General features: G+C 46.9%; 9 protein-coding genes. All 9 read right to left on the bottom strand.

The annotated features are described in order from the left end of the window. Window positions 1-23: 23 nt before the first annotated feature. Window positions 24-1,310 carry a translation elongation factor EF-1 subunit alpha gene (tuf, locus tag ACXJGZ_RS04545; protein ID WP_456321747.1) on the bottom strand — a complete coding sequence of 429 codons (1,287 nt, stop codon included), beginning with the start codon at window positions 1,308-1,310 and terminating at the stop codon, window positions 24-26. 722 nt (window positions 1,311-2,032) lie between these two features. Beyond that, window positions 2,033-4,231, bottom strand: a complete 2,199-nt coding sequence (locus ACXJGZ_RS04550; RefSeq protein WP_293256226.1) for an elongation factor EF-2 — start codon at window positions 4,229-4,231, stop codon at window positions 2,033-2,035. 226 nt (window positions 4,232-4,457) lie between these two features. Continuing rightward, entirely contained in the window at window positions 4,458-5,102 is a 645-nt protein-coding gene (locus ACXJGZ_RS04555; protein ID WP_293256234.1) for a 30S ribosomal protein S7, read from the bottom strand. Between the two features lie 10 nt (window positions 5,103-5,112). Continuing rightward, the gene (locus ACXJGZ_RS04560) at window positions 5,113-5,556 is read right to left on the bottom strand and encodes a 30S ribosomal protein S12 (RefSeq protein ID WP_293256223.1); all 444 of its coding nucleotides are present in this window, start codon (window positions 5,554-5,556) and stop codon (window positions 5,113-5,115) included. A gap of 10 nt (window positions 5,557-5,566) precedes the next feature. Further along, window positions 5,567-6,004 (bottom strand): NusA-like transcription termination signal-binding factor, encoded by a 438-nt coding sequence (locus tag ACXJGZ_RS04565; protein ID WP_456321746.1) that lies wholly within the window; start codon window positions 6,002-6,004, stop codon window positions 5,567-5,569. Beyond that, complete coding sequence (locus ACXJGZ_RS04570; RefSeq protein WP_293256217.1) at window positions 6,004-6,309, bottom strand: 50S ribosomal protein L30e; 306 nt, start codon at window positions 6,307-6,309, stop codon at window positions 6,004-6,006. The genes ACXJGZ_RS04565 and ACXJGZ_RS04570 overlap by 1 nt, the downstream gene beginning before the upstream one ends. Window positions 6,310-6,323: 14 nt before the next feature. After that, the gene (gene rpoA2, locus ACXJGZ_RS04575) at window positions 6,324-7,514 is read right to left on the bottom strand and encodes a DNA-directed RNA polymerase subunit A'' (RefSeq protein WP_456321745.1); all 1,191 of its coding nucleotides are present in this window, start codon (window positions 7,512-7,514) and stop codon (window positions 6,324-6,326) included. 1 nt (window position 7,515) lies between these two features. Then, window positions 7,516-10,233 (bottom strand): DNA-directed RNA polymerase subunit A', encoded by a 2,718-nt coding sequence (locus tag ACXJGZ_RS04580; RefSeq protein ID WP_456327018.1) that lies wholly within the window; start codon window positions 10,231-10,233, stop codon window positions 7,516-7,518. A gap of 5 nt (window positions 10,234-10,238) precedes the next feature. After that, window positions 10,239-13,595, bottom strand: a complete 3,357-nt coding sequence (locus ACXJGZ_RS04585; RefSeq protein WP_456321743.1) for a DNA-directed RNA polymerase subunit B — start codon at window positions 13,593-13,595, stop codon at window positions 10,239-10,241. Window positions 13,596-13,614 lie beyond the last annotated feature (19 nt).

Raw genomic sequence — 13,614 nt, forward strand, 5'->3', positions numbered from 1 at the left:
AGAGGAATTAAGAAGAAAGGGCTTCACTCGCCCTTCTGAATTGAAATAACCATACCCGCTGCAACTGTTTGACCCATGTCTCTGATGGCGAATCTACCCATCTGCGGGATCTCCTTGACTGGCTCAATGACAAGTGGTTTGGTCGGTCTGAGTAAGACGATAGCCGAGTCACCTGTCTTGATGAACTGTGGGTTTTCCTCGACGATGTTACCTGTTCTTGGGTCAAGCTTGGCTAAGAGCTGCTCGAACCTGACAGCAACCTGGGCTGTGTGGGCGTGAAGGACTGGGGTGTAACCGATTGTGATTGCCGTTGGGTGGTTGAGGACTATGATCTGCGCCTTGAATGTGTCTTTTGGCTTGACAACTGTTGGAGCTGTATCTGGGTGACCTGCGACGTCACCTCTCTTTATGTCGTTCTTACCAACGCCTCTGACGTTGAAACCAATGTTATCACCTGGGAGAGCCTCAGGCATTGACTCGTGGTGCATTTCAATGCTCTTAACTTCACCCTGTATTGCCTTGTGGAATATGGTTGATGCAGGCTCAAATATGACGACGTCACCAACCTTGAGAACACCTGTCTCTACCCTGCCAACTGGAACTGTACCAACACCCTTGATTGAGTAAACGTCCTGAATCGGAATTCTAAGTGGCTTGTCTGTTGGCTTTGGTGGCTCTGGGATCTGATCAAGGGCTTCCATTAGGGTTGGACCCTTGTACCATGGTGTCTTGTCACTCTTCTTTACAACGTTGTCGCCCTCCCAAGCGCTGATTGGGATGACGGGGAAGTTCTTGTAACCGAGCATCTGCAGGAGCTTTGTAACCTGTGTGGCAACATCCTTGAACTTCTTCTCATCGTAGTTAATCATATCCATCTTGTTTATACCAACAATGATGTGGTTTATACCAAGTGTCCTTGCAAGGAATGCATGCTCCTTTGTCTGTGGCATGACACCGTCTGTTACGGCGACGATAAGAACTGCGGCGTCAGCCTGTGAAGCACCGGTGATCATGTTCTTAACGAAGTCCCTGTGTCCTGGAGCGTCGATAATTGTGATGTACCTGTGCGGGGTCTCGAACTTGGTGTGGGCAACGTCGATGGTGATACCTCTCTCCCTCTCTTCCTTGAGCCTGTCCATAACCCAAGCGAACTTGAATGACTTACCCTTTTCACCCATCTCCTCGTACTTCTTGATTATGTTCTCCTGTATGTTGCCTGTTTCAAAGAGCAATCTTCCGACTGTTGTACTCTTACCGTGGTCTACGTGTCCGATAAACACAATATTAACGTGTGGCTTCTCCTTTGCCATCTTAACACACCTCCAAATTTTTGCCTAACCCATATTGATTAGGATTGCTTTTTAAATCTTTCTATAACTTCAGCTCCCTCGAGCGGGGAACCCGCTTTTTTTAAGAGAGCCTCATAAGTTCATCTGAGAATACAAGAGAGGGTTTAAAAAGTTAACTAATGAGATTTTCATGCCGGTGGATGGCATTGCAAAGAATTGCCTCTTTAATTATGTTATTGATCAGAAACCACTGTAATTGGTGTGACATTGCCTATCGTTCCTCTCCAATAAGGCAGCAAAAAGTGTTCCCCTCGATAGTTGCTAGTATTGTAAACTGCTCTAATTTTATATCTTCCCGGCTTTGTAAAATTTTAGCATGAAGTTGAAGGATAACAGAGAATCTTTGTCTCAATGGACTCTTCAGGTTCCAATACTTTCAAATCTCTGTTTGTTATGGACTTAAACATTGTTACAACTCCATTGTAGGGTAGTTCCTCACCATCTTCATTATAAGCTCTTAACTCCAAGGTAACTTGATGAACCAGAGGCAGAACTCTGACATGCCTGTTCCCAACGTTTCTAAGGATAACCACAATCTCGCAGGACTCATTAAGCGTTAACTTGCAGAGATAATGACAATGAGAAGAAAAAAGAGGAGAGATAATTTTTTAAGTTCATGGCATCACCTTTTTTGAACAAGAGCTTACAAATATAGCGGAAAAAGGAAGATTAAAATAGAAAGATCACTGCATTGGGCAGATATCCTGCTCTTTCGGTGGGTTTGGATCCAAACCTTTTCTCTGCCTTATCTGTCTTATCACATTAATGGCGAGCTCTCCTGGGACTCTTTCAAAGCCAGCGTGCTCCGTGCTCCATAGGGCCTTACCGCTTGTTGCACCTCTAAGTGCTCCAGCAAATCCAAACATCTCCGCCACTGGAGCCTTTGAAATGATTGTCATGACCTCTCCTTCCTGCTTCATGTCAATGAGCTGTCCTCTTCTCTGGTTCATCTCTCTGCTAACTGAACCCATGTACTCGTATGGGACGTTTATTATGACCTTCTGGTATGGCTCGTATAGAACTGGCTTTGCCTTCATCATGGCGCAGTGAATTGCTGTTCTAATGGCGGGATAAATCTGAGCAGGGCCTCTGTGGACGTTATCCTCGTGTATCTTTGCATCCACAAGCCTCACCATGACCTTCATAACTGGCTCTCTAGCCAATGGTCCCTCATCCATTGCTTGGTGGAAACCATCGACAAGGAGATCCATAACCTCGTTAAGGTACTGAATACCCTTCGTATTGTCAAGGAACATGTTACCCTGATAGACATCCACAATTCCCTTTGCCATGTCATAATCCATCCCAAGCTCTGCAAGCTTCTTGGCGACTTCCTTTGGATTCTTTGGCCTTCCTTCTGGAATGTCCCCCTCTCTAATTGCTTGATATATGCTGTCCGGAAGAGGTTCGACTATTATGTAGAATCTGTTGTGCTTGTTTGGTGATTTCCCTTCCACTATTGGGCTCTGCTTTGTGATGCTCTCTCTGTAAACAACTATTGGCTCACTAACGTCAACATCAATTCCCCAGTCTTCCCTTAGCTTAACGAGCTTGACCTCAAGGTGAAGCTCACCCATACCGCTGAGGAGGTGCTGTCCTGTTTCCTCATCAATCTTGACGTGGAGCGTTGGATCTTCCTTGGCAAGCTGTCTCAACGCTTCAATAACCTTTGGAAGATCTTTGACATTCTTGGCTTCAATGGCAACCGTAACAACGGGCTCACTTGTGTAGTGGAGAGCTTCGAATGGTTCAATTGGTTCTTCGCTGACGGTTTCGCCCGCCATAGCATCCCTCAAACCGGTAACCGCAACTATGTTACCTGCGGGAATTGCTTCCATGTTAACCCTCTCAGGACCCATGTAAATACCGACCTGCTGAACTCTGGCTTTTCTCTTCGCCGTAATTAGGTAAACCTCCTGTCCTGTCTTTAGGGTTCCACTCCAAACTCTACCGGTAGCGACCTCGCCGGCGTGCTTGTCTATGATTATTTTCGTAACAACCATTGCCATCTTGCCCTTGGGGTCGAGGTTCATCATTGCCTGCCCCATTGATGAGTTAATATCGCCCCTCCAGAGGTGTGGGATCCTATACCTTTGAGCTTGGGATGGATTTGGTAGGTGCTTGACGACCATATCAAGGACAACAACGTGAAGTGGAGCCTTCTTTCTGAGCGTCTTAAGGTCACCGGCGTTTGTTAGGTCTATGATGTCCTTGAATGAGACACCTGCTTTTCTCATGTATGGAACGCTTAGAGCCCAGTTGTAGTAGGCGCTACCAAAGGCAACGCTACCATCTTCAACCCTAACGAGCCACTTGTCTTTGAACTCTTCGGGAGCGTATCTCTTAATGAGCCTGTTGACGTCTTTAATAACCTTAACAAAGCGCTCCTGCATTTGCTGTGGGGTCAGCTTGAGCTCTTTAATGAGCCTGTCAGTCTTGTTTATGAAAAGGACGGGCTTAACGTATTCCCTAAGAGCTTGTCTTAAAACGGTCTCCGTCTGGGGCATGACACCCTCGACGGCGTCAACGACGATGATGGCACCGTCTATGGCCCTCATTGCCCTTGTAACGTCACCACCGAAGTCAACGTGACCCGGGGTATCGATGAGGTTGATGAGATAAGTCTGACCCTCATACTCGTGAATCATTGAAACGTTGGCGGAGTTAATTGTTATACCTCTTGCCTGCTCCTGTTCGTCAAAATCGAGCACGAGCTGCTTCCCTGCAAGCTCCTCACTAATCATCCCCGCTCCAGCCAAAAGGTTGTCGCTCAGCGTCGTCTTACCGTGGTCAATGTGAGCGGCAATGCCCATATTCCTAATTCTCTCGGGCTGAACCATCAATTCCTTAATATGTTTAATCATTTCTTCCCTTCTTCCCATTATCAATCACCTCAAATTCTCTCGATGAGCTTGTCATCTTTCACTCTAAAAGTTCGGTTATAAATCTTTCCCCAGAACACCCTGCTTGAGCAGAGTTTGATTAATGCTGGCGCACTCTTTAAAAGGGGATATAGCCATCCGCTCATTCAATGCGCTTTAATGTTGGAAAAAGTGTCATATTGTTAGAGAATTAATGCCCAAAATAGCAGAAAGAGAAGAAGGGAAATCACCTTGAAGACTGGGCAATTCTCTCGATTTCTTCCTTCTTGCTGTAGGCAAAGCTCTTTGTGTCCCTGTTTGCGGCAGCCATAAGCTCCTCGGCGAGGGCTTCGGCAAAACTTACCTTGTTTCTGTAGCACTTGGCGCTCGCTCCAAGGGCAATGTTCTTCAGGGCTATGTCAAGCCTCCTGATAGGTGAGACGTCAACTGCCATATGATATCTAATTCCACCGAAAGCTATTGTCGTTGTATCCTCTCTGGGGGAGGAGTTCTCAATCGCCCTGACGAGGATTTGGATTGGGTTTTGCTTTGTTCTCTTTTCGATGATCTCAAAAGCTTCCTTAACAACCTCATAAACCTTGACTTTCTTGCTCATAACTGACCTGTGCTCTCTCCTCATGAAGTGCCCGCCAACCTTGTGGGATGAAGCACCGCTCCTCATGAGCTTGTTTATGAGGCGTTCCACTATGTGAACATTTGTTTTTCCAAAGGCCTTCTTGGCATGCCTGCCGTGGGTGTGTGGTAGGATGATTGGGGTCAGGGAGATGTAGGGCTTTAGTGATGGATCCCTAATCTCAACGTCTTCAACGCTCCACCTTCCAAAGACTTTGACTTCTTTGGGTTGGTAAAATCTCTTCTCAACGCTCTCCATGTTCATGCTATCACCTTCTTGGCTTCTCCTTTCTTCCCTTAACGAGCTCTTTCAGTGAAACTCTGTTAACCTTAACCACCTTGTATCTGATTCCCGGTATATCACCTATTGAACCACCCTTTGCACCACCGATTCCCTCGATGATAACCTCATCGTGCTCGTCTATGTGGTTTATAGCACCGTCTCCCGGTGTGAACGCGGTAATAACCTTACCGTTCTTTATGAGCTGCACTCTGACGGCCTTTCTCATTCCTGAGTTTGGCTGTTTGGCCTCGACGGCAATTTTCTCCAGGACTATCCCCTTGGCCTGCGGCGAACCCTCAAGAGGGTCGCTTTTGACCTTGAGATTTAAAACTCTCCTCTTGTACGTAATATCGCTCCATCTAAACTTCTTTCTCTTAAGCTTAAGCTTCCTTCCAGCAAATTCACCATTTGGTGCTTTCTTACCAGCCATGATCATCACCTCAAATTATTATCACATCTTCAATGCCATGGTGTCTCTCCATCAAATCCTTAACCAGGTTTATGGTCTGGCCCCCTCTCCCTATAGCCTTAGGCTTTTCCCTCTGGGCTATATCGAGGAGGGCAACTTTCTTCCCATCTCTCTTTTCCGTGATGTGGGCTTTTTTAACCTTTACGCCCACTATCCTATAAATGTTTCTGAGGAACTCCTCAGGATTCTCTGAGAACTCAATGAGATCAATGCCCTTTCCAAGCATGTTCTGGATTTTCTTAACGTTTGCTCCCCTCTTTCCGAGGGCCAAACCCATCTCACCCTTTTTTATGACGTAGATGAGTCTGTTCTTATTTTGATCAATAATGCAGTCGAGCGCTGTAGCCCCTGTCATGCTCTCAAAGAGTGCTATGAACCTTATCTGGTCAGTATTTAACTTTAAGGGCATTACGCCTTACCCCCACTCAGGGCTAAAATATTGCTCTCTCCAGGCTCCACTATGGCCAGGGATGCGACCACAAATGGTTTACCCAATGTTGTTCCGAGCTCAACGCTAGTCCCCTCGAACTCATAGATGGGTATATTACTCAGCTTGCCGTAGTACTCCAGATCCTCCTTGACATCCTTTGGTGCATTTCTAGCAACTATAATGAGCTTGGCTCCCCCAATCTTAGCAAGTTCAACTGTTCTCTTTGAACCAATGACAACTTCACCAGTCTCCAGAGCTTTTCTAAGCTCGTAAGCTAAATCCATTAACTACACCTCCTCTACTCCTTTTCTTTTGGTTGGATTGGTAACCTCATTGTCAGCTTAACCATACCCGTTCCAACGGGCACCGGCTGTCCTATCAGGACGTTCTCCACCACACCGCTAAGGGGATCGGATTCTCCCCTCTCGGCTGCTTCAAATAAGTGTTGAGTGGTAATCTCGAAGGCCGCCCTCGCAAGCACGCTCGCCTTTCCACCAACGATACCGTGCCTTCCTATCGCCTTGACGGTACCGTTTAAAGTCATCATATCCGCAACGAGCATGATATGCCTAACATCAACTTCCAGACCCTGCTCCTGCATTGTGTTAACTATCTCCTCCACTATTGCATTTCTGGCAGCTTCAACACCAAGCACTTCTGCTATCTCGTGTATGTTGTTTGTTCTGGTTCTCGTTGGGTCAACGCCTTTAACCTTGAGCACCTGCTTGAAGTTTGAGCCCTCTGTATATATTACATACTCCTCGCCACTTGGTCTAACAACGGTTTTGTTCACACCGGAGAGACCTTTTAAGCGATGACTTTTAACCTTTTCGGCAATTTTCCTAAGGTCTGAAAGCTTCTCGGCTTTCTTGGGTCTAACTATGAGGGTGTAACCATCAACTTCAAATTCAGCTGTCTTGAATGAGCTCTTAAGCTTTTTCTGGATGTCCTCCATTGTCAGACCAGATTTCTCCAAACGCTCGGGTTCAATGTCCACTATAATCTCGAGGTTTATAATGTCCGTTGTTATGCTCTGAGCCAGGTTTAGTATTGTTGTACCTTCTATTCTCCTGGCAACTTCTTCCGCTTTCTTTTTGTCATATCTGTGTTCTTCGTCCAAATAGACCATCATAATTGGTGTGGAGGGGTTTTTTCTGGCATCCACAAGTTCTATGATTCTCGGGAGACCCAGAGTAACGTTAATTTCCGCGACACCTGCATAGTGGAATGTGTTGAGGGTCATCTGGGTTGAGGGCTCACCCATGGATTGTGCCGCAACTGTACCAACGGCTTCTCCAGGTTCGATTAAAGCGCCTTCATACTCTTCGACGGCTTCCTTTACTATTGCCTCCACTTCCTTCTTCTTGAGCCTGTACTTCTTATGATATTCAAGGAGTTTTTGGTAAAGCTCTTCCCTGATGTTTATGGGAAGAGCGGCACCTTTACTCTCAACTATTGAATGAATGGATTTGGGGGAAAGGGATGGCATTTCACTCACCTCTCATCTTCAGTAATGTCCTCACAATGACCCTATCCACATTCAGGGTCTTTCCGCCCCAGCTCTTCATTGGATCAACCCCATCCTCACCATAGCGGAACTGCACGATAATCCCAGAGGGGTCCCTGACCGTTCCGTCATAGTCCACTTTGAGATCCTGGAGAGCATTTATCAAACGACGCTGCATATAACCGCTTTGTGCAGTTCTAACCGCAGTGTCAACGAGACCTTCTCTACCTCCCATTGCATGGAAGAAGTATTCCGTGGGGGTTAGTCCGCTTTTGTAAGAGTTAACCACAAATCCTTTAGCTTCCGCACCCAGATCATTGGGCTTGAAGTGCGTGGTTACCCTTCCCCTGTATCCTCTGTAGAGCCTCTTACCTCTAATTGATTGCTGTCCGAGCATTGCCGCCATCTGTGTAATGTTAAGGATTTTACCCCTTGCTCCAGTCTTTGCCATAATGACCGCATGATTGCCCATACCCAGGTACTGGGAAGCGATGTCACCGGCTTGATCTCTAGCTTCTGCCAGCTTCTGCATTATAAGGCTCTCCAATGTCTCCTCCAGTGTTTTACCCGGATGTGCATCAAGCTCTCCCATTTCATATGCCTGTATGAGTCTGTTGACATTGTTCTCTGCCTCCCTTATGATTTCCCTGATTCTCTCTATTGCATCCTGGGGCAGATCCTCATCATCGATTGCTGTCGTGAATCCCTTGTGAGTTATAACCCAAATTGCAAGCTTTGTAACCTGATTAAGGAATTGCTTGCCCCTCTCTGTGCCATACTCCTTTACTATGAGATCCAAGAGCCTCCCATCTTCTCTACCGTATGCTTTTTTGTCTATTACACCGCTGAGCAGTTTGCCGTTTCTTATATAGACAAAGCCATCATCCGAAAGCTCTCTAATCTCCTCATCGCTGAGAACCAGCTTCTCCTCAATGGCTTTCTTGAGCTTTTCGCACTTCTCTTTATCCTTGCATCCCACTTTGTTCTCATACCAGATTGTCAGATCCTTTGGGAGGAGAAGTGAGAATATGGTCTTACCGCTCCAGAACTCCACACCTTTTTCCACTCTATCGGGCTCCGGGAGCTCGTCCACATCAACGCCGGCGAACATCAGCATCTGCTCAACCTCAAGCCTCGTAAAGTATGCCCCTTCCCTCGTCAATAGGTATCCTCCGGAGATGTGGTCCTGAATTCCCCCTATTAGAGGGCCACCATACCTCGGAGATATGATGTGGTTTTGCACTTCCATCAATATTCTTGCCTCTGCCTGAGCTTCCTCCGTCTGTGGCACGTGGAGGTTCATCTCATCCCCATCGAAATCTGCGTTGTAGGGAGGACAAACCGAGAGGTTAAGCCTAAATGTCTTGTAGGGCATTACCCTAACGCGGTGTGCCATGATGCTCATTCTGTGGAGGGATGGCTGTCTGTTGAAGAGCACTATATCCCCATCCATCAAGTGTCTTTCAACCGTCCATCCTATATCGAGCATCTCAAGTACCGTCTCCCTATTGGTCTCCATTATCCTAATCCTTCTCCCCTCGGGATCGATAACGTAATTGGCTCCAGGATATTTATCGGGCCCGTTCGATATGAGCTTCTTAAGCTTCTCCATGTTGAACTCAGTAACCTTCTCCGGGATAGTCAGCTCCATCGCAATTGCTAGGGGAACACCCACCTCATTTATGCTTATCATGGGGTCCGGAGAAATAACAGTACGGGCTGAGAAATTAACACGTTTACCACTCAAATTGCCTCTAAATCTTCCCTCTTTACCCTTCAATCTCTGGGAAAGTGTCTTTAATGGTCTTCCGCTTTTGTGCTTTGCCGCTGGGACACCTGAAGTCTCGTTATTTATGTAAGTGGTAACGTGGTATTGCAGAAGATCCCATAAATCCTCTATGATCAGCTGGGGAGCACCCGCTTCAATGTTGGTCTTCAGACGGTTGTTTATCCTAATTATATCGACGAGCTTGTGGGTTAAATCATCTTCCGCCCTAACTCCATTTTCCAGGGTAATTGAAGGTCTCGTGGTAACGGGAGGAACGGGCAGAACCGTTAGAACCATCCATTCGGGTCTCGAGTTTTCGGGATGGAATCCCAAAAGGGACAAATCTTTATCGGGGATCTTTTCCAGCCTGTCCCTTACTTCACTTGGCATCATTCTGTGCTTGTATTCGTTGCCCTCCTCATCTATCCGGGTCTCCCAGTAGATCGTGGGCTTTTCGAATTTTATGGGGAACTGAGGAGCACCGCAATGGGGGCATGTTTTCCTCTCCTTGACTTTCTTGTGAATTTCCTTGATCAGTCTGTTAATTTCCGACCTTCTTCCCTCTGCAAACTCAAACTTATGCATGTATTCCTCGATTTCCTCATCCGTGAGGAGTATCCTGCCGCATTCCCTGCACGTGCTTTGGAGGACTCTAAACAATGTTTTTGCAAATCCCACGTGAATTACTGGACGGGCAAGCTCTATATGCCCAAAATGACCCGGACATTCTCCTGCTCTTGCCCCGCAGGTCTCACATCTCAAACCTGGATCTATAACGCCCAGGCGCTTGTCCATGAGCCCTCCATCTATTGGATAACCATCGTCATCATAAGTGTCTGGAACTGTTATCTCAGCGGCACTCATCTTACGGATTTCCTGAGGAGCGAGGATACCAAACTCTATCTTTCCAATAACTTTCTTAATTGAGTGCATGGCTCTCACACCCTATCCTTTAATCTCAGCTTGGGTCTTATTACCATAGCCTTAAGCTCATCAAGCAGGAGCTTGAAGGCATAACTCATTTCTACCTTGCCTATGCGCTCTGTTTCACCACATACTGGGCAGTAAACTTGGTCTCTCCTCTTATCCTCCAATGCCAGATGACCGCAGCTTTCACAGACCCATACTTCGCTTTTATCGCTCTCTTCGAGGAGACGTTCAATGAGGAGCATTGCAGCACCGTGACCAACCAAAACGTCACGCTCCATCTCACCGAACCTGAGACCTCCTTCCCTTGCCCTTCCTTCCGTAGGCTGTTTCGTAAGAACCTGAACGGGACCTCTTGAACGTGCGTGCATCTTATCGGCAACCATGTGGTGGAGCCTCTGGTAGTATATGACACCCACGAATATATCCGCCTCAAGCCTCCTTCCGGTAAGTCCATCGTAGAGGACTTCTCTGCCATTGTGTTTGAAGCCGAGCTCTTCAAGTTCTCTTCTAAGCTTCTCTTCCGGCTCTCCGATGAAAGCTGTGCCGTTAACACGCCTTCCTTTAAGTGATGCCACCTTTCCGCCGATGGCTTCCAAAAGCTGTCCGACGGTCATTCTCGATGGAATACCATGCGGATTAACTATTAAATCGGGGGTTATTCCGCTCTCGCTCCAAGGCATATCCTCCTGGGGCACTATTAAGCCTATAACACCCTTCTGACCGTGTCTCGAGGCGAACTTATCTCCAATCTCTGGTATTCTTAAGTCCCTGACGGTGACTTTAACGAGCTTGGTTCCATCTCCACTCTCCGTAACGATAACCTTATCAACTATACCTTTCTCGCTGTGTCTAACCGCTTCACTTGTCTCCCTGCGCTCTTGGAGTATTATTCCCCCCAGACCGGTCTGCTCTTCAAGGAATCTCGGCGGCGAAGTCCTTCCAACGAGGACATCCTTTCCCGAGACCTTTGACTCCGGGAAGATTATACCATCCTCATCCAAGTGCCTGTAGTATTGCTCTCCTCTATATCCCCTAACCGTTGGGTCAGGAATCTCGAAGTGATCGGTTTGTCCGCCCAGGTACTTCTTCTCCTCAACTTCGTAGGTTCTGAAGAATGTTGATCTTGCGAGACCGCGCTCTATCGACGCTTTGTTCATTATGATGGCATCTTCCATGTTATATCCCTGGTAGCTAAGCACGGCAACCACGAAGTTCTCACCTGCAGGTCTGTCCTCGAAACCAACAGCACCCATAACCCTTGAATTAACAAGCGGAACCTGTGGGTAGTGCATCAAATGTCCCCTAGTGTCAACCCTGAGTCTGAAGTTTGCCCATCCCAAACCGAGGCTCTGCTTTGCCATACCCGCTCCATATGTGTTTCTTGGAGCGGCATTGTGCTCTGGATATGGTACCAAAGAAGCTGGCAAACCTAAAATTGCAGCAGGCATGAGCTCCAAGTGGGTGTGCTCCTTCGTTACATCCTCGGGCCATAGTGCCACATAGGCGTTTTCTTCCTCCTCAGCATCCAAGTATTCTATAAGACCCATCTTGACTAAATCGCTCCATTTGAGCTTCCCGTTTTTAATTGCCTCTACATGCTCCTTCTTTAGCTTAGGTTTTCCATCCTCCACTATAATTAGGGGTCTCCTGACCCTGCCGTCATCACTGTTCACATATATTTCCTTAACATCCTCGTAGTAGGCTATGTTTATGACATCGCTTATTTTTCCGCTCCTTCTATCACTCTTGATCTTGTTAACGAGCTCAATACCTTCCTCTATTGTTCCAACGAGAACCCCGTTGAGGTAAACTCTCCATATGTGAGGATTCGGTCTTTTCTCTAGGATATCAACAACCCCGCGCTTTTTCAGATATTCTAAAACATCCTCCTCAGAGACGGCAGTTGTGATCTGAGCCATTAGAGAGAGGTTTTTAACCAAACCACAGTTGGGACCTTCAGGCGTCTCCGTGGGGCAGATCCTTCCCCAGTGGGTTCCATGCAAATCACGGGCTTCAAAGTGTGGCTGTTCCCTGCTTAATGGCGAAGTAACCCTCCTCAGGTGCGAGAGAGTTGACATGTAGTTAGTTCTATCAAGCAACTGACTGACACCTGTTCTACCACCGGGCCAAGCTCCGGTTGCCATTGCGTGCTCTATTCTCTCACTCAAAACGTCAGGTCTAACCGAGTGTCTAACGAACCTCTGCACATTTTCATACATGTACTTCTCGCCCTTTCTCTGGTAGGTCTTGGTAAGCTGGTATTGCATATCCTTAACAAGCTGCCCAAAAGCAACCCTGAAGAGGTCTTTTAAGAGATCACCCGCAAGCTTCAACCTCTTATTTGCGTAGTGATCCTTATCATCCTCACCACGCATCCCAAGGGAGAGCTCCAGAACCTTTAATGCCATCATTCCAAGATAGTATGCCTTCTTAACTCTATCTTCAGGAGAAACACCCATATGAGGCAATAGATTGTTGTCTATTATGCTCTGAGCTCTCCTAAGCCTGTATTCCTTTGGCTGCCCAGGCAATGCTTTCTTTCCTATGAAATCAAGCGCCTCCTCTTGGGTCAATATATCCGCCGCATCATCAAGATTTTCAAAAAGTTCCTTTTGAATTTCAGGATCATCAGAAACAGCCTCGACAATTTCCTTATCGCTCTCAAGACCGAGAGCCCTCATGACAACGACGAACTTTACGAGACCCGGGACATTTGGCATTGAAACATAGAGAATGCCATCCTTCCTCTTTTCCACCTGGATCAAAGCTCTATATCCATGTCTGTATGAAAAGCACTTGGCAAGGTATCTCCTGTTGTTCTCATCCTTCTCCACAAGGGTTTTATTTGGTGCCAGATCCTCAATGGAAACTATTACTCTCTCCGAACCATTTATGATAAAATATCCTCCCGGATCCTTTGGATCTTCGCCAACGCGCCTGAGCTCTTCGTCCTTCATCCCATGGAGCCTGCATGCTTTGGACTTAAGCATTATGGGAAGCTCTCCAATCCTCACTTCTGTTGACTCCTGCTCTATACCGTTAACCACAGGAATCATTTCCAAAAACACGGGTGCCGCATAGGTTAGATTTCTAATTCTTGCATCCAGAGGATATAATGGCTTCCTCTGTCCCTGTGGCTCCTGGAATTCCGGCTCTCCTATTCTTATCTTCCCGAACTTGACCTCAAAGTTTGGAATATCGGGCTTGACCCCTCCAAATTCGTTAATGACCTCCTGAAGACCATGCTCTAAAAAGGCATTGTAAGAGTCCAAGTGCTGCCTGACCAAACCCTTTTCCTGCCAGTAGTTCTCCATAACATACCATAGGTCATCCGGATTAACCTCAACAAGGGTAGGACCTCTCATAATCTCACCTCACCAAAAA

The sequence above is a fragment of the Palaeococcus sp. (in: euryarchaeotes) genome, assembly GCF_053987695.1.